This window comes from Bradyrhizobium sp. UNPA324 (assembly GCF_006658635.1).
Taxonomy (GTDB): Bacteria; Pseudomonadota; Alphaproteobacteria; order Rhizobiales; family Xanthobacteraceae; genus Bradyrhizobium; species Bradyrhizobium nanningense.
Map to the genome: position 1 here is coordinate 6,205,005 of NZ_LFJD01000004.1, position 22,124 is coordinate 6,227,128.

Annotated in this window: 22 protein-coding genes; 11 read left to right on the forward strand and 11 right to left on the reverse strand. The window is 65.1% G+C overall.

The window, feature by feature from the left end; all coding sequences use genetic code 11:
• Positions 1 to 9 precede the first annotated feature (9 nt).
• Positions 10 to 708: an RNA polymerase sigma factor gene (locus tag UNPA324_RS29675; RefSeq protein WP_141937458.1), complete on the reverse strand. Its 699-nt coding sequence runs from the start codon at positions 706 to 708 to the stop codon at positions 10 to 12.
• A gap of 514 nt (positions 709 to 1,222) precedes the next feature.
• Between UNPA324_RS29675 and UNPA324_RS29685 the strand changes: the two genes are divergently transcribed.
• From UNPA324_RS29685 to UNPA324_RS29695, 3 genes are read left to right on the forward strand one after another with little or no spacing between them, the layout of a single operon-like run.
• Complete coding sequence (locus UNPA324_RS29685; RefSeq protein WP_246667244.1) at positions 1,223 to 3,715, forward strand: hypothetical protein; 2,493 nt, start codon at positions 1,223 to 1,225, stop codon at positions 3,713 to 3,715.
• Positions 3,681 to 5,006, forward strand: coding sequence for a hypothetical protein (locus UNPA324_RS29690; protein WP_141937460.1), 1,326 nt, complete (start codon positions 3,681 to 3,683; stop codon positions 5,004 to 5,006). The genes UNPA324_RS29685 and UNPA324_RS29690 overlap by 35 nt, the downstream gene beginning before the upstream one ends.
• A 12-nt stretch (positions 5,007 to 5,018) precedes the next feature.
• Positions 5,019 to 5,555: a hypothetical protein gene (locus tag UNPA324_RS29695; protein WP_128920175.1), complete on the forward strand. Its 537-nt coding sequence runs from the start codon at positions 5,019 to 5,021 to the stop codon at positions 5,553 to 5,555.
• A 49-nt stretch (positions 5,556 to 5,604) separates the two neighbouring features.
• Here UNPA324_RS29695 and UNPA324_RS29700 read toward each other — a convergent pair whose 3' ends face one another.
• Positions 5,605 to 6,771 carry an acyl-CoA dehydrogenase family protein gene (locus UNPA324_RS29700; protein ID WP_128920176.1) on the reverse strand — a complete coding sequence of 389 codons (1,167 nt, stop codon included), beginning with the start codon at positions 6,769 to 6,771 and terminating at the stop codon, positions 5,605 to 5,607.
• A gap of 187 nt (positions 6,772 to 6,958) precedes the next feature.
• Here UNPA324_RS29700 and UNPA324_RS29705 point away from each other — a divergent pair, with 187 nt between their 5' ends.
• Together UNPA324_RS29705 and UNPA324_RS29710 are read left to right on the forward strand one after the other, a co-directional pair.
• Positions 6,959 to 7,456: a MaoC family dehydratase gene (locus UNPA324_RS29705; protein ID WP_349630220.1), complete on the forward strand. Its 498-nt coding sequence runs from the start codon at positions 6,959 to 6,961 to the stop codon at positions 7,454 to 7,456.
• Entirely contained in the window at positions 7,456 to 8,307 is an 852-nt protein-coding gene (locus tag UNPA324_RS29710) for an HpcH/HpaI aldolase/citrate lyase family protein (protein WP_181769563.1), read from the forward strand. The genes UNPA324_RS29705 and UNPA324_RS29710 overlap by 1 nt, the downstream gene beginning before the upstream one ends.
• A 64-nt stretch (positions 8,308 to 8,371) precedes the next feature.
• On the opposite strand, the gene UNPA324_RS29715 is transcribed toward UNPA324_RS29710, so the two are convergent.
• On the reverse strand, positions 8,372 to 8,758 hold the full coding sequence (locus UNPA324_RS29715; RefSeq protein ID WP_141937466.1) for a hypothetical protein: 387 nt from the start codon (positions 8,756 to 8,758) through the stop codon (positions 8,372 to 8,374).
• Between the two features lie 147 nt (positions 8,759 to 8,905).
• Entirely contained in the window at positions 8,906 to 9,703 is a 798-nt protein-coding gene (locus UNPA324_RS29720; RefSeq protein ID WP_141937469.1) for a fumarylacetoacetate hydrolase family protein, read from the reverse strand.
• Between the two features lie 210 nt (positions 9,704 to 9,913).
• On the opposite strand from UNPA324_RS29720, the gene UNPA324_RS29725 reads away from it, so the two are divergent.
• Complete coding sequence (locus UNPA324_RS29725; RefSeq protein ID WP_128920180.1) at positions 9,914 to 10,132, forward strand: hypothetical protein; 219 nt, start codon at positions 9,914 to 9,916, stop codon at positions 10,130 to 10,132.
• Entirely contained in the window at positions 10,129 to 10,305 is a 177-nt protein-coding gene (locus tag UNPA324_RS35400; protein ID WP_164936352.1) for a hypothetical protein, read from the forward strand. Before UNPA324_RS29725 ends, UNPA324_RS35400 begins: the two co-directional genes overlap by 4 nt.
• Positions 10,306 to 10,610: 305 nt before the next feature.
• Here UNPA324_RS35400 and UNPA324_RS29730 read toward each other — a convergent pair whose 3' ends face one another.
• The 4 genes from UNPA324_RS29730 to UNPA324_RS29745 all read right to left on the reverse strand — a co-directional run bounded on the left by UNPA324_RS29730 (position 10,611) and on the right by UNPA324_RS29745 (position 13,324).
• The gene (locus UNPA324_RS29730) at positions 10,611 to 11,714 is read right to left on the reverse strand and encodes a trypsin-like peptidase domain-containing protein (RefSeq protein ID WP_141937471.1); all 1,104 of its coding nucleotides are present in this window, start codon (positions 11,712 to 11,714) and stop codon (positions 10,611 to 10,613) included.
• A gap of 155 nt (positions 11,715 to 11,869) precedes the next feature.
• Entirely contained in the window at positions 11,870 to 12,205 is a 336-nt protein-coding gene (locus UNPA324_RS29735; RefSeq protein WP_141937473.1) for a hypothetical protein, read from the reverse strand.
• Positions 12,206 to 12,292: 87 nt separating this feature from the next.
• On the reverse strand, positions 12,293 to 12,784 hold the full coding sequence (locus UNPA324_RS29740) for an Hsp20/alpha crystallin family protein (RefSeq protein WP_141937475.1): 492 nt from the start codon (positions 12,782 to 12,784) through the stop codon (positions 12,293 to 12,295).
• A gap of 78 nt (positions 12,785 to 12,862) precedes the next feature.
• Positions 12,863 to 13,324 (reverse strand): Hsp20 family protein, encoded by a 462-nt coding sequence (locus UNPA324_RS29745; protein WP_141937477.1) that lies wholly within the window; start codon positions 13,322 to 13,324, stop codon positions 12,863 to 12,865.
• Positions 13,325 to 13,665: 341 nt separating this feature from the next.
• Between UNPA324_RS29745 and UNPA324_RS29750 the strand changes: the two genes are divergently transcribed.
• The 4 genes from UNPA324_RS29750 to UNPA324_RS29765 all read left to right on the forward strand — a co-directional run bounded on the left by UNPA324_RS29750 (position 13,666) and on the right by UNPA324_RS29765 (position 19,123).
• Positions 13,666 to 15,153: a glycosyl hydrolase family 79 N-terminal domain-containing protein gene (locus tag UNPA324_RS29750; RefSeq protein ID WP_141937479.1), complete on the forward strand. Its 1,488-nt coding sequence runs from the start codon at positions 13,666 to 13,668 to the stop codon at positions 15,151 to 15,153.
• A gap of 200 nt (positions 15,154 to 15,353) precedes the next feature.
• Positions 15,354 to 16,568, forward strand: coding sequence for an ABC transporter substrate-binding protein (locus tag UNPA324_RS29755; RefSeq protein WP_128920186.1), 1,215 nt, complete (start codon positions 15,354 to 15,356; stop codon positions 16,566 to 16,568).
• A 7-nt stretch (positions 16,569 to 16,575) separates the two neighbouring features.
• The gene (locus UNPA324_RS29760) at positions 16,576 to 18,309 is read left to right on the forward strand and encodes an FAD-dependent oxidoreductase (RefSeq protein ID WP_141937481.1); all 1,734 of its coding nucleotides are present in this window, start codon (positions 16,576 to 16,578) and stop codon (positions 18,307 to 18,309) included.
• 19 nt (positions 18,310 to 18,328) lie between these two features.
• Complete coding sequence (locus UNPA324_RS29765) at positions 18,329 to 19,123, forward strand: IclR family transcriptional regulator (RefSeq protein WP_128920188.1); 795 nt, start codon at positions 18,329 to 18,331, stop codon at positions 19,121 to 19,123.
• A 162-nt stretch (positions 19,124 to 19,285) separates the two neighbouring features.
• Here UNPA324_RS29765 and UNPA324_RS29770 read toward each other — a convergent pair whose 3' ends face one another.
• From UNPA324_RS29770 to UNPA324_RS29780, 3 genes are read right to left on the reverse strand one after another with little or no spacing between them, the layout of a single operon-like run.
• Positions 19,286 to 20,065, reverse strand: a complete 780-nt coding sequence (locus tag UNPA324_RS29770) for an SDR family NAD(P)-dependent oxidoreductase (protein WP_141937483.1) — start codon at positions 20,063 to 20,065, stop codon at positions 19,286 to 19,288.
• A 39-nt stretch (positions 20,066 to 20,104) separates the two neighbouring features.
• Positions 20,105 to 20,848 carry an aspartate/glutamate racemase family protein gene (locus UNPA324_RS29775; protein WP_128920190.1) on the reverse strand — a complete coding sequence of 248 codons (744 nt, stop codon included), beginning with the start codon at positions 20,846 to 20,848 and terminating at the stop codon, positions 20,105 to 20,107.
• 9 nt (positions 20,849 to 20,857) lie between these two features.
• On the reverse strand, positions 20,858 to 22,123 hold the full coding sequence (locus tag UNPA324_RS29780; RefSeq protein WP_128920191.1) for an NAD(P)/FAD-dependent oxidoreductase: 1,266 nt from the start codon (positions 22,121 to 22,123) through the stop codon (positions 20,858 to 20,860).
• Position 22,124 lies beyond the last annotated feature (1 nt).

The following is a 22,124-nucleotide window of genomic DNA, read 5'->3' on the forward strand; positions in this document are numbered from 1 at the left end:
ATTTTATGGTTAGCAGTCGGTAAACGCGGTGCGGATGTCGCGCTCGTGCTTGCGCAGGAGCTGGCGAAGCTGCTGGCGTCCGCGCTTGAGCAGCGACTCGACGGCGGCCACCGTCGTGTCCATCACCTGAGCGATCTTGCCGTTGCTCATGTTCTCATGGTACGAGAAGATCACCGCGATGCGCTGCTGCTCGGGCAGGCGCTGCATCGCCAGTTCCAGCATGTCGTTCAGCTCGTTACGCTCGATGATCTCGACCGCGCCGGGCTGGCCGTCGGCGACCTCCGGCACGGTGTCGACGTTTTCGTTGCGCGGCTTGCGGCGCAGATCGATGCAGCGATTGGAGATGACACGGTACAGCCAGGTCGAGAACTTGGCGCGGCCATGCTGCCAGCGTCCGCGATGGCTCCAGATCTTGAGCATGGTGTCCTGCACCACGTCCTCGGCGTCCGCCGCGTTGCCGGCGATGCGCAGCGCAATTGCATAGGCGCGATCGATGTGGCGCTCGACAAGCATACGGAAGGCAACCTCGTCGCCGGTCGCGAGCTTGTCGAGCAGCTCGCTGTCTTCATCATAGACGACGTCGTCGGCGACAGGCGCGCCGTCCGGCGCGAGCGGCACTGAGGGCATCATCGGCACCGCCGCTTCGGCCGACACCGTTGTCGCAATCCCGGCCTCGGCGGGCGCCATGACATCAGCAGCGTAACTCATCCCGCAACCTCCAACCCGCAATGCCGGGGGCGCACATGCCACACGGCTTCCAGGCGTTGAACGGGCCAATGAAGCGATCCAGGCGAAGATTTTTTGTTGTTTTTCAAGATGTTAGCCGGTCAATTTTGCCGAGTGGCGGGCAACAACTGCCGACCGCGCGCGAACTTCGCGCATCGATCCTGCAATCATCACATCGTCTCGCGCCATGGCGGATCATCCATCCTGAACAGATGCATGTGGGAGAAAACGCAGACATTACTCGGCACTAGGTGATCGAACGCGACGCGCGCGTGGCGCATCAAGAAGCGATTGTTTCCGAGCGTGACTGAACGAGAGACGACTTCCGCACTCGGCAATTTTTTCCGAATCACCTTTTTCGAACCTAGCGATTTTTTTGAATCTGTCAGTCGCGACGAACGCGATTTTGAATCGCGCGTGAAGTTTTTTTTGCATTTGTGGCGCCTGACCCGACGCATGCGCACGTTAATCATCCCAGTGGGCGGGGAATTGCAGCATGAAGTTAGCTACGGTCGGCGCGGAGCGCCGCGCGCAAATTGTTTCTGCTTGGTCGTTCGATGTTTTCGATACATTTCTGTTGCGCGCATGCACGACGCCGGACGGCGTATTTGAAAGGACTTACGAGCTATCCGGCATTTCACGACCTTGTCCGAATGTTTCCGCGAGTTTCGTTCAACATCGCATCCAGGCCGAATCGCGTGCGCGCCGGACTGCGAAGGAGAAACGCGGCGCGAGCGAAGTGCGCATCGACGAGATCTATTCCTGTTTTCCATTCAAGCTGTTCGGTCTGTCACGAACCGACCTGAATGATCTGGTCGAAGCCGAGTTCACCGCCGAGGTCGAGCTTTGCCGCGTCAACCCGGACATGCTCAAGCAATATCTGGACATGAAACGCGCCGGCCATCGCGTCGGATTCATCTCGGACACCTATTGGGACTCCGGCCGGCTGGCCCGGCTGCTGCGGGCTTGCCGTCCCGGGCTGACCTGGGACTTCCTCTATGCGTCCTGCGACCATGGCAGCGGCAAGAGCGAAGCGTTGTTCGCCACCTACGTCTCCGAGCAGGGCATTGACGCCGGTGCTTCCTTTCACGTCGGCGACAATGAGAAGGCCGACATCAAGGGGGCGAGGCGCCACGGCATTCATCCCCGCTATTATCCGCAGGCGACTGCGCAGCTCGCCTCGAAGTTTCAGCGCGAGACGGCGCTGTTCGAGCTGCTGTGCGGTGGCGCGCCGTCAAGGCTCGATCATGGCGCACGAACGCTGCGGCGCATGGTCGCCGCGCGCAGCGCCAAGAGGTCGCAAGCCTTCCACCTCGGGCTGACCGTGCTCGGCCCGGCGATGGCCGCGTTCGACGCCTTCGTGACGCGGCGCTGCGAGGAGATTGCGGGTCCCGGCCGGAAGGTCGCGCTCGGCTTTCTCGGCCGCGACGGTTTCCTGTCGCACCGGATCCGGCAGGAGCTACGTGACGCCACATCGGCCTATCTCGAGATCAACCGCCGCGTCAGCCTGATCGCCTCGGCCGATACGATGCAGCCACTCGTCGATCTGCTCGGCAAGGTACTCAAGATCGACGCGCCGACCTTCCACGACATGGTGAAGATCATGCCGGCGAAAGTCGCCGCATTCTTTGCCGGCTTTCCGGACGGGATTGCCTCCGGCGCAGAGCTAGCCGAGGCGCTTCCCGGATTGATCGATCCGGCTGAGATCGTCGCGCTCGCCGCGGGCTTGCGCGCCAGGCTGCTCGCCTATCTCCGCCAGACCATCCCCGGCTTCGACGACTGCACCGACCTCGTCATCGCCGATCTCGGCTATTCCGGCAGCGTGCAGAAGGCGCTGCGCCGCATCTTCGACCTCGAAGGCATCGAGATCCGCCTCCACGGCGCTTATCTGATGTCGCTCGACGACGCCTTCGACGACCTCGCCGAGCAGGACAGCGCGGCGGGCTTCATTTCCGACCTCGTCGTCACGCCTCACGTCAAGCGCATGCTGATCCGCAATGTCGCGTTGCTGGAGCAGGCCTGCTGCTCAGCGGACGGCTCGGTGTGCGATTACGACGGCGGCGCGGTGCTGCGCGAAATCAATCCGCGTCCTCCGGAGCAGGTGGCGATTGCCGCGGAGATCCAGGCCGGCGCACTGGCTTTCGCAGGCAGCGCGGACGGTGTCGCCCGCGACTACGACCTCGATCCCTATGCCGCACCCGATGTCGCGGCGAGCTGGTGCGCGGCGACGCTGGGCCGGCTTCTGCTGCTGCCTGACGATGACGAGCTCGCGCTGCTCGGCACGTTGAAACACGACGTCAATCTCGGCACTCACGCGCTCGCGCCGCTGCTCGATGGGCCGTTCGTGCGCAACCAGATCACCGCCCGCGGCCTCTCGGCAGCCTGCACGGCCGCCGCGCCGCCAATGTGGCTCGCGGGCAGTTTCGCCGGCCTGTCGCCATCCTATAATTATCTCTACGTGCTGTTCGGCGCCAACCGCCTGCCTGCTGACGTCTTTGAGGAACGGCCCGCCGGCCCAGTCCAGGTCGGACTGTTCCGCGCCGACGGCGGCGCAGCGCTGGAGGGGGTGACCGTTCACCGCACCGGGCTTGGCGAGCTGCGTCTGCGCATTCCCCTGTCGCGTCGCATGGCGATCACCATGATCGCACTGCCGCTGGCGAAATTTGCGCCCGAGGGCCTGCTTCACGGCGTAACCCTGCAGCGGGGCGACGACGTTCGTGATGCCGCCGAGAGCCAGGAGGTTGTCGCCATCGCGACTGACGGGCTGATCTACGCCGGCGTGCAGCGGAATGGCGGCCACTATCGCGCCGAGACTGAAGACGGTTGCCTGCTGATCCCGGTCAGCCCGATGACGCAGGAGATCGCGGTCTACTCCGTCGCGATCACCCCGGCTCCAAATAGTGCGCCTGATCGCGCCGCCCCGGCCGTTGAAATCCCAGGGCTTACGAGGGGGCATGGAATTGCGGGACGCGACGCAGGCGAATCTTGACCAGTTGCTGCAAGCCGGCGGCATCAAGCTCGGCCGGGCCCAGCACGACCGCCTGGGCTGGCTGGTCGGCCAGTACGGCGCGCCGACGCTCGATGGCGTCCCGGACGGGCGGCACGACGGCGTCATCATTCTCAAGGAGCCACTGAGCGGCGCGGCGGCCGAGCTGTTCTACCGTTCGCTCAATCCAGCCTGCGCCGTCGTCATTCCCAGAAGCGAGAACCCCGGCTTCGATTTCCTCAAGTCCAAGCTGACCGAGTTCGGCACCGTTGGCCCCTGCGGAGCCGACGGCCCGCACGAGATGTGGTGGGGCGGCATCGGCTGGTCGAGATTCTTCGCCGCCGCCGATACCTCCCCCCTCCGGCCGCGGATCGTCTCCTGCCATCCGCGCGGCGGCGACGAGGCCGCGCCGCGCCGCCTCCGCCATTCGCTCGAACGCCTGCAGCTCGACTGTCATATCGAACCGATCGACACCCAGCTAGACGACCGCCTGCTCTGCTTCGAGAAAGCGGAGTTCATGGTGCGGATGTGGAACAAGTATCGCGAGCCGCTGCTGTTCGTCGATGCCGGTGCGACCTTGCGCGGCGCGCCGCTGCTTCCCGCCTTCCTCGGCTGCGACGTCGCCCTGCACAAGTGGAATCGCTGGGAGATGTCGGCGCGCACGCTCTATCTCGGCCGCTCCGCCCATGCGGAACGGCTGCTTCACGCTTGGCAGCAACTTGCGGCCGCCTATCCCGCGGTCTGGGAGGGCTATTTGCTGGATCAGGCCTGGAGCCTGACCTCGTCGCAGGTGCCGCTCGATACCGTATGGCTGCCGCGCACCTATCACGCACTGCAAGGCGACCTCGGAGCCTCGCGCGCCACGATCCTGCATGACCAGCAGACGACGACGCTGGAGCTCGGTCCCGATCCCGGCTTTGCCGGCATCCTGCGCGCGGCCCGCCGCGCCGGCCGCACCGGCGCCCGCGACGCCTTCATGGTGATGACCTCGAAGGCCGAGACCAGAGGCGGCATCGCCGTGATCCTGCGCGACGTCTCGGCCAGCGACGCGGGTGCGGTCGCCGCGACCGTCGAGGCCGTGACCGGCGCCTATGCCGCCGATTGCGGCGGATACGGCCGGCTCGAGCTGTCGCTCTGCGCCTGGCAGGACGACGTCGGCGTCGCGCGTGAAGCCGCCGGTCTGGCGCGATACCGCATCCTGGAGATCGCTCCGGGGCAGCGCATCGCCAACGACTTCTTCGCCGCACACGCGTCCGAGGATGCGGTCATGACCGCACGCCAACTTTTCCCCTGAGGGATATCAGAGATGCTCAAGACCATCATCCTGCTCACCGACACCGTGCAACAGCAGCAGCCGCTGGCCAATCTGCTCCGCGAGCATAATCGCGACCTCGCCTTCTGCTCGGCGCTCCGCGCATCGGACCTCGGCGCCATCGACCTAAACGTGCTGAGCGAGGCGCGGCTGGTATCTTTCGCCGCCGACGTCGCCGTGCCCGAGAAATTCCTGCTCAAGCTCGGCTATGGTGCCTACAAATTCTACGCCGCGCCGACGCAATATCCGGGCCTGCCGTCCGCGCCCGACGAGAGCGATGACGATCCGCGCTGCTACTCCGTGATCGCGCAGTCGATGACGATCTGGCCGGATTTCAAGAAGGTCGTTGGCCTCGAGACCGTCACGATCCCTGTTGGCACCGTTCCTGCCGAGCGCGAGCGGCTGGTGTTCTCACGCCTCGCTCACCTGTTCTGGGGCATGTCGCACATGATCGCCGGCGAGGCGACGGATCTTCCGGGGATCATCGGATCCAGCGAGAGCCAGCGTCCGACGCTCGCGATGATGAATTGAGCTAGCGGCGGTGAGCGAGATTCATCGCGATCTTTCCCGGGCGCCGAGCCTAATATGATTTGGCGAGCCCCAGCACCTTTTCGGCGATGAAGCTGAGCGCGAGCTGCGGGCTGACCGGCGCGATGCGTGGGATCAGCACTTCGCGCAAATAACGCTCGACGTGAAACTCCTTGGCATAGCCGAAGCCGCCATGGGTCATCACGGCCTGCTCGCAAGCCGAGAAACCGGCCTCGCCCGCAAGGTACTTTGCGGCGTTGGCCGCGGCGCCGCAGGGCATGCCCTTGTCGTATTGCCAGGCCGCCGACATCACCATCAGCCAGGCCGCCTCGAGCTCGACCCAGTTCACCGCGAGCGGATGCTGGATGCCCTGGTTCTTGCCGATCGGGCGATTGAACACGATTCGCGTCTTGGCGTATTCGGTCGCGCGCGCCAACGCCAGCTTGCCGAGGCCGACCGCCTCGGCCGCGATCAGGATACGTTCGGGGTTCATGCCTTCGAGGATGTACTGAAAACCCTTGCCTTCCTCGCCGATCCGATCCTCCATCGGGATCTCGAAATCTTCGAAGAACAGCTCGTTGGAATCGACGATCTTGCGGCCCATCTTCTCGATCTCGTGGACCTTGATCCTGTTGCGGTCGAAATCGGTGTAGAACAGGCTGAGGCCGTGGGTCGGCGAGCGCACTTCCTCCAGCGGCGTGGTGCGTGCGAGCAGCAGGATCTTGTGCGCGACCTGCGCGGTCGAGATCCACACCTTCTGGCCGTTGACGACGTAACGGTCGTTCTTGGCGACCGCGCGGGTCTTGAGCTGCGTGGTGTTGAGGCCGGTATTGGGCTCGGTGACGGCAAAGCAGGCCTTCTCGCGGCCCTCGACCATCGGCGGCAGCATGCGCTTGCGCTGCTCCTCGGTGCCGAACACGACGACGGGGTTGAGGCCGAACACGTTGATGTGCACCGCGGAAGCGCCGGACATGCCGGCGCCGGATTCCGCGATCGTGCGCATCATGATCGCAGCTTCGGTAATGCCGAGCCCCGAGCCGCCATATTCCTCTGGCACGCAGATGCCGAGCCAGCCGGCATCCGCCAGCGCCTTGTGGAAGTCGTGCGGGAAGCCGCCGTCGTGGTCCTTCTTCAGCCAATAGGCATCGGGAAAGCCTTCGCAGATCTTGGCGATGGCATCGCGAATGGCTTCCTGCTGATCGGTGAGCGCGAAATCCATGATCTTGATCCCCTTCTTGGGAGCCGCGACCGCGCCATCTCCCGTCTCTCGCGTTCCCCCCGCAAGGGCCGTGGCCGCTTGTTGCGCCGCGACGTGCCCTCGCCTGCGTTCTTTAGCTCGAAAACCCCGGGTACAGATACGTGAATTTGTCCATCAACTGTGTCTACGATGCATAGGCTCATGCGGCATGACGCCAGGAGCGCGCCCGTTATTTCGCAGGGAGGAAACCGCGATGGCCGGACTTTATTTCGAAGACTTCTCCGTGGGCCAGGAGTTCAGGCATCCGCTGACCCGGACCGTCACGAGATGGACAACACCCATGTTCAGCCTGCTGACGCTCAACCCGCAGCCGCTGCATATCGACGCCCATTTCGCCGAAAAGACCGAGTTCGGCCAGCGCATTTTCAACAGCCTTTACACCCTCGGCATCATGATCGGCATGACGGTCTATGATACGACCTTGGGCACCACCGTCGCCAATCTCGGCATGACCGACGTCACGTTTCCAAAACCGGTCTTCCATGGCGATACCTTGCGGGCGACGACGAAGGTGCTTTCGTTGAGGGAATCCAAATCGCGCCCGAGAGCGGGCATCGTCGAGTTCGAGCACCATGCCTTGAACCAGAATGACGAGATCGTCGGCAAATGCCGCCGCATGGCGATGATGCACAAGAGGCCGGTCTGATGCGTTCGATGTTGTTCGTGCCGGGCGATTCCCCGCGCAAATTCGAGAAGGCGAGCGAAGGCAAGGCCGACGCTCTGATCATCGACCTCGAAGACTCCGTCGTCGCCGAGAAGAAGCCGGAAGCCCGCACCCTGACGCTGGCGATGCTGAGGAAGCGTTCCGGCCCGCACCAGCTCTATGTTCGCGTCAACGCGCTCGATACCGGCATGACGCTGGCCGATCTCGCCGCGGTGCTGCCTGGCAGGCCCGACGGCATCGTGCTGCCGAAATCGCAGGGTGGCGACGACGTGCGCCTGGTCGCGACCTGGCTCGAAGCTCTGGAAGCTGCATCCGGTATCGCGGTCGGCACGACCCGCATCGTCTGCGTCGCGACGGAGACGGCAAGCTCGATCTTCGGCCTCGGCAGCTACAAGGGCTGCTCCCCTCGCCTCGCCGGGTTGATGTGGGGCGCGGAAGACCTCTCGGCTTCGCTCGGCGCCACCGCAAAAGCCTCAGGTGGCGTGTTCCACAGCCCCTATCGTCTCGCACGCGATCTCTGCCTGATGGCAGCGGCCGCGGCCGAGGTCGCGCCGATCGACACCGTCTATACCGACATCGACAACCTCGCCGGCCTCGAGCAGGAGACACGCGCCGCGCGGCGCGACGGTTTTTCGGCGAAGGCGCTGATCCATCCCAAGCATGTCGACATCGTCAATGCGGCGTTCGAGCCGACGGACGCCGAACGGGCCTGGGCGGAGAAGGTGATTGCGGCGTTCGCCAGCAATCCGAATTCCGGCACGCTGCGGCTCGACGGCCAGATGATCGACAGGCCGCATCTCCGCGCCGCGAAGAAGATCCTCGGCCAGCCCTAGTTCGGGGCGCAAGCCCGCCACGTCGACCGGCTGCGGCCGAAGGCGACCGCTCGAAGCCGCGGTCTCAGTCGAAGCCCTGAACGGGCGGCGTCGAGCTCTGCGCCGGCACGGCGGGCGCAGCTTGAACCGGCGGCGGAGCCGGATTGGCGGCTGCTCTCACTTGACCGTTGGCTACCATCGCCTCGCGCGTGCCTGGCGGGCTCCTGGTCGCGGCCGCGCGGCGCGGCGGCCGCCGGTGTCCGGCCGACTGCGACCCTCTCATGCCCCAGGATCGGGCGATCGAAGGTCCGGCGGTGTAGCCGATCAAGGCTCCGGCGACCGCCCCAACCGGTCCCAGCACGACCGCGCCGGATACCGCGCCGAGCGCTGCATCACCGGCGCGCTCCTGCGCAACCGCGCTCACGGGCACACAGGCCAGCATTGCGACAGCAGTAATCAGAGCTTTGGTCATCGGAGCGCCTCCCTCGCGGGAATTCACTCGTTCTCAATTATGGCCGCACGAGGTTCGCTTGCCGGCCAACAAAAGGCAATCGGCGGGTGGAACTCCGCCGTCGCAGGGCTTCCGCCGCCAACCGGCGGTTGCAGCGGCAGCTTGCAGCTACACGATCTTGATCGACATGTCCGGCAGGCCCTCGAGCTTGCACAGCAGCACGTCGCCCTTGACGACGGGACCGACATTTTCCGGCGTACCGGAATAGATGATGTCGCCGGCTTTCAGTTCGAACGCTTCCGACAGCTTTGCGATCTGCTCGGCCACGCTCCAGATCATTTTGCTGAGATCCGAGTTCTGCTTGACCGTTCCGTTGACGGCCAGCGAGATCGCGCCCTTCTCGAAATGGCCGGTCTTGCTGGCCGGATGGATTGGGCCGAGCACCGCGGCGTGGTCAAAACTCTTGCCGATCTCCCAGGGCTTCTTCTCCGCCGCCATGCCGTTCTGCAGATCGCGCCGGGTCATGTCGAGGCCGAGCGCGTAGCCATAGACGTGGTCGAGCGCCTTATCGACCGTGATATTGGTACCGCCGGATTTCAGCGCGGCGACCAGCTCGACCTCGTGATGATAGTTCTTGGTCAGCGACGGATAGGGATGATCGGCGACCTCGCCGATCGCGACGTTCTGAATCGCGTCGGTCGGCTTCTGGAAGAAGAACGGCGGCTCGCGGTTCGGATCCGAGCCGCGCTCGATCGCATGTGCCGCATAGTTGCGCCCGATGCAGTAGATACGCCGGACCTGGAACACCTCTTTCTCGCCGACGATGGGGACGGTCACCATCGGCACCGGAAAGATCGGCTTGGGCCCGGCCTGCGCTGGGGCCGGAACGACGTCCGCCATGGTTGCCGCGGTCGCGACCGCTGCGGTTGCAAGCAGATCGCGTCGCGTCGGTGAGGTCCGTTTCATTGCAGGGGCTCCCCTCCTTGTCGTTGGGCCGCGTCAAGCGCGCCGCTCCGGCTGATAGTCGATCTTCAGCGTGCCCGCAACAGGGATGGCCGGGTGCGAGCTTCGAACATCTTGACAGCGGTTTCGCGTTGAATATTTCTTTCACCGAGAAAGCACTTTCTCACCCTCGAAAAATCAAAGGACCCAACGCGACCGTCTGGAGAGACGACGATGCTCGATGAGAATTTGGCCCGCATACGTGCGCACCGCAACAACATTCACCGCTATCGACGGCTGCTGAAGACAAGGCTGTCGCAGCTGGAGCGCAATTTCATCGAGAGACGCCTGGCAGAAGAGAAGTCGGCGCTCGATGCGCTGACCGCGGCGACTTTCCCTGTCGGCTTCCGCGCCTCAGGACTGCCGGCCGATGCGATCGGGTTGGCGCGATGAACAGTCAGCGGGACCTGCTCATTCGCGGCAGCGAAAAGGTGATCGGCCACTACGAGCTGCTGCTTGCAAGCGCGAAGACCGAGCATGAGCGCGAGCTTTATCGGCAGCGCATCGAGCGCGAGCGTCGGCTGATCCGCGACCTGCAAGGCGGGCCGGATGACCGCGCCGCCTGAGCAGGGGAGAGCATGCGGTCTATGACCGCTGCAGGGGCGAGCCACTTTCCTTTTGGCGGACTGCGATCTAGAGCGGAGTAGCTTTAGGTTGAATCGATTGCCGCGGGCTCGTTCACCTGTCCCGCTTGCGGGAGAGGTCGGCGCGTCCCGGGCGATGCGAAGCATCGTCCCGCGCGCCGGGAGAGGGCTTTCTCCTCTTGGAGATTGTCCCATTGAGGAGACACCCTCTCCCCAGCCCTCTCCCGCAAGCGGGAGAGGGAGTGCACCTCCGTCATCGCGGCAATCAAGCCTCATCCCATCATGCTTTAACGAACGAGGCGATTGGGGCCTGCAAGCGCGCTCGGTTCAGTCGCCGGCGCCACGCGCACGGTGGCGGTGAGTGGCGCACCGTTGCGCAGCAGAGTGAGCCTCACCTCCTCGCCGACGCGTGCAAGGCCGATCGTGTTGCGGAGCTGGGCGGCGGTGCGGATCGGGCGCTCGTCGGCTGCGGTCACGATATCGCCCTTGCGCAGGCCGGCCTTCTCGGCGGGCGAGTCCGCCACGATCTCGGCGATGACGGCGCCTTGGTTCAGTCCCTTGTTGATCGACGGATGCAGGTCCTTCAGCGAGACGCCGATGCGACCGCGCTCGACGCGGCCGCTCACGACGATCTGCTCCATCACCTTGCGCGCCATGTTGACCGGAATGGCAAAGCCGATGCCGACATTGCCGCCCGCAGGCGAGATGATCGCCGAGTTGATACCGACCAGCTCGCCGCGCAGGCTCACCAGCGCTCCGCCGGAATTGCCTGGATTGATCGCGGCATCGGTCTGGATGAAATCCTCGTAGCCCTGCTTGCCGAGACCGGTGCGGCCCAGCGCGCTGACGAGGCCGGAGGTCACGGTCTGGCCGAGGCCGAAGGGATTGCCGATCGCAAGCACGAAATCGCCGACGTCGAGCGCATCGCTGTCGCCGAAGGGAAGCGCCTTGAGGCCCGCCGGGTTCTGGATCTGAAGCACTGCAACGTCGGTCGGCGGATCGCGCCCGACCACCTTGGCGGAAAACTGCCGGCCGTCCTTGGTCGTGATCTGGACCGCGGAAGTGCCTTCGACCACGTGATTGTTGGTCAGCACATAACCGCGCTCGGCATCGACGATCACGCCGGAGCCGGTCGCGCTGACCTCCTTTTCGATCTGCCGGGGAACGTCGAAGAACTCGCGGAACAGCGGGTCGCGATAGAGCGGATTGTCCTCGCGCACGCGGCCGTGCACGGAAATGTTGACCACGGCGGGTGTCACCCGGCCCACCAGCGGCGCCAGTGTCGGCACCGAGCCGCCGGTCTTCATGTCGGGGATTTGGCCGGCAGCAGGCTGTAACGCCGTGAGCGTCAGCACCAGCATCGCCAGCAAGAGCGGACGCACAGCATTCATCTTTCTTCCTGCCGCATTGTATGGATATCGGAGAACGGGGTGGCTTCACTCGTCGCGTGACGCGAGGATCCAGCCTTGCATGGCGAGGAGCGGAGCGGCGCAGGCCGCCGAGGCCTGGCCGAGCAGCACGAGTCCCAGAACGGTCTGCGTGAGGATCATGGGCTTCGCCCCTCGGCGGCGGCCCAGGGCCGCCGCAGCCGCATCGGCACGCCGCCGCCGCGCGGCGGATCGTCGTTGTCATTGTCGCCGTCGAGCTTGCGCAGGGCGGCCAGGATGTCGGCGAGCCGGACCGTGTGGCTCATTCCGGGGATCTCACGCAGAGCGGGACAGGACTCGACCGCGTACATGTCGGATGCCCAGGACGACAGGATGATCCGCTTCTCCGGCGGAGAGAGGTCGGCCGCATTCAGAACGTCGGCGGGCGAGTCGTAATGGGCCGCGGGATGAAACAGCGGATTGAGAGTGCCGGTGTTGGTATTGACGTTGGTCATTGGTGAACCTCCCCTCATGCTCCTTTCCAAGGGACGGGCTTGTTGACGTTTGGACGGCGGCGGCCATCGCCGCCGTCCCGCTTTCACTCATTGCGTGTTGATCGCGATGCGCTTGACGCCTTCGCGCGCCTTCTCGGATTTCGGCAGCGACACGGTCAGGACGCCGTTCTTGAACGATGCCTCGGCCTTGTCCTCCTCGACGCCCTCCAGCGGGATCTGACGTTCGAAAGCGCCGTAATAACGCTCGGTGAAGTATCTGCCTTCGCCGTTGCGCTCCGCCTTCTTCTCGCCGCGGAGAGTCAGCACGCCATTGGCAATCTCGACCTGGACGTCCTTCTCGGTGAGGCCGGGAAGCTCGGCCGAGACGGTCAGCGTCTTGTCGGTCTCGCTGAGCTCGACCCTCGGCCAGCCGAATCGGCCTTCCATCAGCGGCGACAGGCTGGTCCCGCCGAAGCCGCGGAAGACGTCGTCGAACAGACGGTTCATCTCGCGGTGAAGGGTCAGGAAGGGATCGAAATTGTCGCGCGCAGGGCTAAGCTCCTGTTTCCCTGACCAGGGAATGAGATCACGAAAAGCCATGGTTCTCTCCTCCATGCATCGGGGAAGCGCGGCCCACGTGTGGCGCGCCGCGCTCCACCATCTCGCTTGCTCGGAAGCTTAAGCCGCTTTCTTCTGCTCGATCTGCGAGGCCGCAGGCGCGGCACCCGCGATCGGGATCCGACGCGGCTTCATCGCTTCCGGAACCTCGCGGACCAGGTCGATGATCAACAGTCCGTCCTGTAACGAAGCCTGCTTCACCTGGACATAGTCGGCAAGGTTGAACACACGCCGGAACGGCCGTGCGGCGATGCCCTGGTACAGATATTCCCGCGCGGCGGTCTCGGGTTTCCTGCCCTCGATCGTGAGCGCGTTCTGTTCGGCCATCACCGTGATGTCGCTGGCGCCGAAGCCTGCCACCGCAAGGCTGATCCGGTAATGGTCCTCGCCGGAGCGTTCGATGTTATAGGGGGGATAATTGTCCTCGGTTGCCTGGCGCAGCGTGCTGTCGACGAGGTCGGCCAGGTGATCGAAGCCGATGGTGGAACGCCACAGGGGCGCGAAGTCGAAACTGGTCCTCATAACCAAGTCCTCCTGAGAGCAAGATGGATACGAAGGAGCGCAGGACGGGGTCTCAGACGGGGTCGGAAGACCGGCCCGGCGCCCGCACCGGACCCGATCTGGCGTCCGGCACACCGCTCTCGCGGCGAAAAACGACTTAGAAAATGGAAAGTTGGTTTCAAGAGGCCAGCCAGAAAAAATTTTGCGGCCGCCGGACCTCTCCCAGGGGTAGCCTTCCGAACCAAGAGTTTCGACGATCCCCGGCCATTTAGCTGTGTCGCACCAGGCGTAGAAATAGCCTTGCCCCGTCGAACAGGATGGGAACTCGTTCGGCAGGGCCTTCGTTGGCAGGCACCCGTGCCATGCAGACATTCCGGAGAATTGGCTTCGCGCTGCTCTTCGGCGCGACGTCGCTGGGGGCCGGCGATGGCGCGGACATGATCACGCCTGCACGCATGAAGGTATCAGGCACGATCGACGCCCGCTTCCAGTCCTACAATGTCGAGATGGTCGAGGTGACCGGCGGCGGGTTCTGGAAGCCCTACGCGCAGAAGGACATGCGTCGTGATCGCTACGCTTATCGGCCACCGGTTGATCTCTCCAACCAGCGGCTGCGCCGGCTCGCCGCGGCGCTGGGGCCCGCCTACATGCGCGTCAGCGGCACCTGGGCGAATGCGACGTTTTTCGCCGACAATGACGCTGCGGAATCCGCGCCACCCGCCGGCTTCAACGGCGTGCTCACCCGCGCGCAATGGCGCGGCGTCGTCGATTTTGCCCGTGCGGTCGATGCGGAGATCGTGACGTCCTTTGCCGTCAGTCCCGGCAGCCGTGGCCCGGACGGCGCGTGGAGGCCGGCCCAGGCGCAGCGTCTCATTGACGACACCCGCCAGCTGGGCGGCCGCATCGCCGCCGCCGAGTTCATGAACGAGCCGACCCTCGCGGCCATCAACGGCCCCCCGCCGGGATATGACGCCATGGCCTATGGCCGCGACTTCAATATCTTTCGCGACTGGATACGGCGCTCGGCACCGGAGACCCTCATCGCCGGTCCGGGCTCCGCAAGCGAGTCCGCGTCCTCATCCAGCGGCATTCGCACGCGCGACCTGCTCGCCGCGACGGGGCCTGGGCTCGATCGCGTCTCCTATCATCACTACAACACGCTCTCGGCTCGCTGCGGCACGCACGACGATCCGGTGCAGGCGCTGTCCGAAGACTGGCTGTCGCGGACCGACGCCACGCTGAACATCTATCGCAGATTGCGCGACGCATTCGAGCCGGGCAAGCCGATCTGGCTGACGGAGACGGCGAATGCCGCCTGCGGCGGCAACATGTGGGATGCGACCTTCCTCGACACGTTCCGCTATCTCGATCAACTCGGCCGTCTTGCCAAGGCCGGCGTGCAGGTCGTCATGCACAACACGCTCGCGGCGAGCGACTACGGCTTGCTTGACGAAAGGACCTTTCGCCCGCGGCCAAATTACTGGGGCGCCCTGCTCTGGCGCCGATTGATGGGATCGACCGTGCTCGATCCAGACGTGGCCTCGACAGCCGGCCTCCACGTCTATGCACATTGCCATGCCGCGACAAAGGGTGCGGCATCCGTGCTTCTCATCAACACGTCGCGACACAAGTCACGTTCCGTAACGCTGGCCGTTTCGGCCGCGCGCTACACGCTTCGAGCGGATCATCTGCAAGACGTCAGCGTGCAGTTGAACGGCAAGAGGCTCTCGCTGTCGGACGACGACGACCTGCCCCGCTTCGAAGCGCGCGCGACGGCGGCAGGTCGGGTCCGCCTGCCGCCAGCGAGCATCACCTTCCTGGTGATGCCCGGCGCTGCCGCTTGCCGTTGAGGTGGGCAGGACTCGAGGCCGTCGCGCGCCGCTTTTCCGGCGCCTCGGCGTCACGGCGATCCTGATGATCGGCGGGGTTGAAGAAGTTCCGCCTCTCCTCGCCCAACCAGTTCGTCATTGACAAACTTATTTGTATATATCTAATTTACCTCCAGTGCGATCGGCCGCGCCGTGCGGCCCATAAAAGAGAGGAAACAACGATGAGAGGGCTTCTGGCCTGCGCCATGCTCGCGGCCATGACGTCGGCGGCCATGACGACAGCGGCGACCGCGCAAGTCTCCGACGACGCGGTGCGGATCGGCGTGCTGACGGACCTGTCGAGCTGGGGCCGGGACAACTCAGGACCGGGCTCGGTCGAGGCCGCGAAGATGGCGGTGGAGGAGTTCGGGCCGACCGTGCTCGGCAAGCCGATCGAGATCATCAGTGCCGACCACCAGATGAAGACCGATGTCGGCGTGCAGATCGTGCGCGGCTGGTTCGACAACGGCAAGGTCGACGCCGTCGTCGACATCCCCAATTCCGGCATCGCGATCGCCGTGCACAACATGGTGCGCGAGCGCAATAAGATTGCCCTGCTGTCCGGCCCCGGCGCGAGCTCGCTGACCGACGAGCTGTGCAGTCCGAACACCGTGCACTTCACCTACGACACCTACGCGCTGTCCAAGGTGACGGCCTCCGCCGTGATCAAGGAAGGCGGCAAGTCCTGGTACTTCATCACGGCCGATTATGCTTTCGGCCAGCAGCTCGAGAAGGACGCAACCCGCTTCATCAACGAGATGGGCGGCAGGGTGCTCGGCGGCGTCAAGCATCCGACCAATACCGCGGACTTCTCCTCCTTCGCGTTGCAGGCGCAGAGCTCGAAATCCGACGTCGTCGCCTTCGCCAATGCCGGCCAGGACACCGACAACGCGATCAAGCAGTCCGGCGAGTTCGGCCTGGTGCAGGGCGGCCAGAAGCTGGTCGGCCTGCTGATGTTCGACACCGACGTGCACGCGGTCGGCCTCAAAGCCGCGCAGGGCACCTATATGACGACGGCGTCGTACTGGAATATGGACGAGGCGACGCGCGCTTGGTCCAAGAAGTTCTATGAGCGCACCAAGGTGATGCCGACCATGATCCATACCGGCGTCTACGGCTCGGTTCTGCATTACCTGAAAGGCATCAAGGCCGCCGGCAGCGACGATCCCGCCAAGGTAATGGCCAAGATGCGCGAGCTGCCGATCGAGGATATCTTCGTCCATGGCGGCAAGTTGCGCGAGGACGGCCGCGTCATCCGCGACATGTACCTCGCCAAGGTCAAATCGCCCGAGCAATCGAAGGAACCATGGGACTATCTGGACATCGTCAAGACCGTGAAGGGCGAAGACGCCTTCCGCCCGGTCTCCGAGTCCAAATGTCCGCTGCTCAAAAAGTGAGGTTCAGATGACCGGCAACGAGCATAGCGCAAGCGAAACCTACGAGTGCGATGTGCTCGTGGCCGGATCGGGCTGCTCCGGCATGTCGGCCGCGATCACCGCCCGCTCCCGCGGCCTCGACGTGCTGATCGTCGAGAAGGAGCCGCGCTTCGGCGGCACCACCGCCCGCTCCGGCGGCTGGCTCTGGATTCCCGGCACCTCGCTGGCGAAGGCCTATGGCATTGCGGAAACGCCGGAGCAAGCCCGCACTTACCTGCGGCACGAGGCCGGCAACAATTACGATGCGGCACGCGTTGATGCATTTCTGTCGGCCGGCCCCGAGGCGGTCGACTTCTTCACCACCAAGACGGCGCTGCGCTTCGACATGCCGCTGGTGTTTCCGGACTATCACGCGGAGGCGCCGGGCGGCGCACAGGGCGGCCGTTCCATGGTGACGCGTCCGTTCGACGGCCGCGAGCTCGGCGACCTCATCAAGACGCTGGGCATGCCGCTGCCCGAGCTCACCGTGTTCGGCATGATGCTGGGAAGTGGCAAGGAGATCATCCATTTCATGCGCGTGACGAAGTCGCTGACCTCGGCGGTCTACGTCGCCAAGCGGCTGTCGCGGCACCTGATGGACGTGCTGCGCTATGGCCGCGGCATGACACTGACCAACGGCAATGCGCTCGCCGGGCGCCTCGCCAAATCCGCGCTCGATCTCAAAATTCCGATGTGGCTGTCCTCGCCAATGCGCGAGCTAACGGTCGAGAACGGCACCGTGACCGGCGCGATCGTTTCGCGCGAGGGACGCGACGTGCGTGTCCGCGCGCGCCAGGGCGTCGTGCTCGCCTGCGGCGGCTTTCCCCATGACGCGGAACGGCGCAAGAAGATGTTCCCGCACGCGCCGACCGGCAACGAGCATTATTCGCCGGGGCCCACCGGCAACACCGGCGACGGGCTGCGTCTCGCAGAATCCGCCGGCGGGCGAGTCGAGGATCGCCTGCCCAACGCGGCGGCCTGGGTGCCGGTGTCGCTCACCACGCGCAAGGACGGATCGAAGGGCGTGATGCCGCATTTCATCGACCGCGCCAAGCCGGGCGTGATCGCGGTAATGCGCGACGGCAAGCGCTTTGCCAATGAAGGCAATTCCTATCACGACTTCGTCCAGGCCATGGTCAAGGCGGCCAGGCCTGGCGACGAGATCGCCGCGTTCCTGGTCTGCGATCACACGACGCTGCGCAAATACGGCCTCGGCTGCGTGCCGCCCTTCCCGATGCCGCTGGGTCATCACCTCCAGACCGGCTATCTCATGCGCGGCGATACGCTGGAGGCGTTGGCGGCGAAGGCCGGCATCGATGCCAAGGCCTTCGTCGAGACCGTCAAACAGTTCAATGCGACGGCGCCGCAGGGCCACGACGCCGCCTTCGGCAAGGGCTCGAAGGCCTATAACCGCTACCAGGGCGACGCGATGCACGGGCCCAATCCCTGCATCGCGCCGATCGAGAACGGCCCGTTCTATGCCATCAAGATGGTGATCGGCGATCTCGGCACCTATGCCGGCATCGTCACCGACGCGAACGCGCGGGCGCTCGACGCCGAGGGCCGGGTGATTCCTGGGCTCTATGCCGCCGGCAACGACATGGCGAGCATCATGGGCGGAAATTATCCCGGTGCCGGCATCACGCTTGGGCCGGCACTGACCTTCGGCTACATTGCCGGCCGTCATCTCGCCGACAGCGCCGCCAAGCGCGACGCGGCGTAAGCCAGACGCCAGGAGGCGCATGAAGAGGGAAAGCCGCGGCATCCAGTCGATCGAGGTCGGCGGAGAACTGCTCCGGGCCCTCGCCCGGTGCGGCGAGCCGATGATGCTGCGCGACCTCGCGCGCGAGGCCGGCATGGCGCCGGCCAAGGCGCATCCCTACCTCGCCAGCTTCTCGCGCATCGGCCTGATCGAGCAGGACGAGACCACCGGCCGCTACGAGATCGGCGCACTGGCCTTGGAGCTCGGCCTGATCAGCCTCCGCCGCCTCTCCGGCGTGCGCATCGCAAGGCCGAAGATCGCCGCGCTGGCGAGCCAGATCGGACATGCAGTCTCACTCGCGGTGTGGGGCACGCAAGGGCCGACCGTGGTCCAGCTCGAAGAGCCGGCCCAGCCGGTTCACATCGTCATGCGCGTCGGCTCCGTGATGGCGCTGCTGGAGACGGCGACCGGCCGGGCGTTCGCAGCGTTCCTGCCGGAGAAGACGATTGCCGCCGCGCTCGAGAGCGGCCTCGACCGTCATGGCGTCGGTTACAATCCCAAGCGCGCGGTGAAGGGCGCCAAGGTCGCGGAGATGCTGACCGAGGTGCGCAAGCAGGGCCTTGCCCGCGCCCTCGGCGATCCCCTGCCCGGCGTCAATGCCTTCTCCGCCCCGGTGTTCGACCATTCCGGCCATGTCGCGCTGGTCATCACTGCGATGGGGCCTGAGGGCACGTTCGACGCGCGCTGGGACAGCCCGATCGCGCATGCGCTGCGGGATTGTGCCGGCGGCATCTCGAAGCGGCTCGGTCACGGGATCAATGTTGCGGCGGAGTGAGAGGAATACTGCTCGCCTCACAACGACTGTCATTTCCCGCGAAAGCGCGCGAAAGCGGGGAATCCAGTACGCCGCAGCCCATCGGTTCTAGCACTGCTGTCTCGGAGTACTGGATCGCCCGGTCAAGCCGGGCGACGACAGCGAGTGTGGGGCGACCTCCTCCTACTTCTCCTTCACCGGCACCGTGTAGTTCAGGACGAGCCTTCCGCCATCCGGATAGATCGTCTGCCCGGTGATGTAGGAGGCATCGTCGCTGGCGAGGAACGCGACAACGGAGGCCACCTCGCTCGGCTCGCCGCCCCTGCCCGCCGGCGTGCGTGACATCACCGTCTTGCGGGCGTCCTCCGAGGTGTAGATCGACGACGCCACCATGTCGGTCAAAATCGTGCCCGGCCCGACCGCGACGACGCGAATGTTGTGCGGGGCGAGCGCGACTGCGGCGACCGAGGTGAGCTGCTTCATGCCGCCCTTGGACATCGCGTAGGTGGCAAGCGCCGGGATCGCCAGCAGCGCATTCACTGACGACATGTTGATGATGACGCCGCCGTCACCTTGCGCGATCATCTGCCTGGCGGCCGCCTGCACGCCGAAGAACGCGCCCTTCAGGTTGATGCCGATGATCTCGTCGAATTCCTCTTCGGTGATGTCGAGGATGTCGCGGTTGCGGGCGACGCCGGCATTGTTGACCATGATGTCGAGCCGGCCGAACTCCTTCACGGCGGTGGCGACGAGCAGGTCAACATCAGTGCGCTTGGCGACATTGCCGACGACGGCGCGCAAGGTATCCGGCCGGCCCAGCTCGGCGGCCGTCGCGGCAAGGCCCTCGGCATCGATGTCGGAGATCACGACCTTGACGCCGTCGTCCAAAAGTCTCTTCGCACAGGCTTTTCCGATGCCGCGTGCGGCGCCGGTGATGGCGGCGACCTTACCAGATAATTTCATGGGTTCGCTCCAGGACTTGTGACGGTCTCGCGGACGCGCTCACGCAAAGACGCGCGGGCGCAGTCCGGCGTGAAACCAGGTGATCATGGAATAGATGTCATAAACCGGCAACCCGACCTCGGCTTGAAGCGCCGCCGCATAAGGCGGCATGTTGGTGCATTCGAGCACGATGGCGCCGACATCGGGATTTTTGGCGACGAGCTGCTTGCCGGCCTCGACCACGTCACGCTCGGCCTGTGCGACGTCCATGTCGTCCTTCTCGGCCTTGATCAGGACGCGAAAGAACTCCTTGCCGTTCTCGGTGCCGACCAGCGGCGTGTCGAGCGGCACCCCGGCGCCTTCGAGATGGGCCGGCGTCAGGGTCGAGCCCGACACCGTGACGAGACCGACGCGCTTGCCCGGCGGCAGGGTCGCCTGCACCCACGGCACCTGCATCAGCGACGAGGTCGCGACGGGAACGCCGACCGCGGCCGCGATCTCCTTCTGGAACAGCGAGAGAAAGCCGCAATTGGTGGTGATGGCCTCGGCCCCTAACCGCACCAGATCTTTGGCCGCATCGATGAAGTCGGGCAGCAGGCCGGCCGCGCCCTTCAGCACCACCTTCTCCGGCGAGGCCCCGCTCACCACGCGATAGAGCACGGGAAAGGGCCAGGTCGTGCCGTTGCCCATGTCGCCGGGAATGCGGGGGAAGCGCGCCTCCAGCATCAAGATGCCGAGCGGCGCGCCATAGATGGCCTTGCCGCCACGGGCGATTCGGGATGACGCGTTGGCTGAAATGGTCATGTTGCGACCTCAGAGAAAACGATCGGGCGCGAAGGGAAGAAGCGGAATTTCCGGTTGCTTGCCGCTGAGGAGCTGCGCGACAAGGCGGCCGGTCCGGGCCGAACCGACCAGGCCGACATGGCCATGGCCGAAAGCATAGACGATATCGCGCGAGGCGCGCGCATAGCCGATGCAGGGTCGTCCATCCGGCATGCTTGGCCGATGGCCGAACCAGGTTTTTATGCGCGAGGCCGGAATGTCCTTCGGCAGCTTGGGAAACATGCTGATGAGATGGTCGCGCAGGATCTCCGCGCGTTTCCAGTTCGGCGCGGCCTGAAGGCCCGCGATTTCGACCGTGCCGGCCGCGCGCAGGCCCCTGTTGGTCCAGTTCACCACCATCTTGGCATCGGACGCCATCATCGAGCTGCGCGGGCCCGATTCCGGATTCTCGATCATGACGTGATAGCCGCGCTCGGTCTCCAGCGGCAGGGGATCGCCGAGCGATGCGGTGAGCTGCTTCGAGCGGGCGCCAGCCGCGACGACGGCCGCATCGCAAGCGATCTCGCCGGTCTCGGTGACGACGGCCACGAGCTTGTTGCCGGACAGCTTCAGACCGGTCGCCTTGGCCCGCACATGCTTGGCGCCGCTCGCGATCGCATGATTGGCGAGCGCTGCGACATAAGCGCCGGGATCGCGGCAGCGGCCAGCCTCCTCCACCACCACGCCGAAGGTGTAGCGCGGGTGCAGATCAGGCTCGCGCTGACGCATCTCGTCGGCGGAAAGCTCCAGCCATTCGACACCGACCTTCTTGCGCAGGCGCCACCCGAGGTCGTTGTCGAAATTGCCGCGCGACGGAAACACGTGCATGACGCCGTTACGCTCGATCAATTCCGGAACGCCGGCTTCTTCGGCAAGCTTCCGGTGCAGCAGCGGCGCGTCCTTCAACAGATCACGCAGCGCAAAGGCCGTCGTCTCGACCCGCGCCGCGGTCCAGCCGGAGAGCAGATATCTGATCAGCCAGGGCAGCGCCTTCGGCAAATACGACCAGCGGATCGCAAGTGGGCCGAACGGGTCCATCAGATAGCCCGGCACCTTCTTCCAGATGCCAGGCTCGGCCGGTGGGATCACCGAGTGCGACGACAGCCAACCGGCATTGCCGTAGCTCGCTGCCTGTTCGCCGCCGGGCTCGCCCGGATCGATCAGCGTGACGCGATGGCCCTCGCGCAGCGCCTCGATGGCGCTGATCACCCCGACCGCGCCGGCGCCGATGATCGCAACGTGGCGACCGCCCGCCATC